The sequence below is a fragment of the Streptomyces sp. SP18CS02 genome (assembly GCF_036322365.1).
GTDB lineage: Bacteria > Actinomycetota > Actinomycetes > Streptomycetales > Streptomycetaceae > Streptomyces.
The window spans coordinates 1-592 of record NZ_JAQYXC010000137.1; the positions used below are offsets into that span (position 1 = coordinate 1).

Here is a 592-nt window from a genome sequence, read left to right on the forward strand (position 1 = left end):
CCGGATCACCGCCGCCACGGCGGTGCGGGCACCCGAGGCGGATGCCAACAGCCGCAAGATCGCCTCCGACGCCGTACCCAAGCTCAACCAGGCGGCCGTCACCGCGCAGAGCGCGCGCATCGACGCCGTCTCCGGCGCCACATACACCAGCCAGGGCTACATCACCTCCCTCCAGAGCGCCCTCGACAAGGCCGGAACCGGCAAGGGGACCGGAGACGGAGAGGCCCCGGCGGGCTCCTCCGGCGGGGCGGACACAGGCGGTGCCGATGGCGTCGCCCCTGGCGCGGACAGCGGTGCCGGCTCCGGTGCGGCTCCGGGCTCCGGTGGCGGCGCGCCCAGGACGGTCCTCGGGAAGGTGGCGAGCACCCAGTACGGCGACGTCCAGGTGAGCGTCACCGTCAGCGGTGGCCGGATCACCGCCGCCGATGCCGTGAAGGCGCCCGACGCGGACGCCAACAGCCGCAAGATCGCCTCCGACGCCGTACCCAAGCTCAACCAGGCGGCCGTCACCGCGCAGAGCGCGCGCATCGACGCCGTCTCCGGCGCCACCTACACCAGCCAGGGCTACATCACCTCCCTCCAGAGCGCCCTC

Annotated in this window: 1 protein-coding gene; it reads left to right on the top strand. The window is 73.6% G+C overall.

The window, feature by feature from the left end; genetic code table 11:
• Nucleotides 1-592: FMN-binding protein (locus tag PUR26_RS00900; RefSeq protein ID WP_329868227.1), on the top strand; the 592-nt coding region annotated here is incomplete at both ends.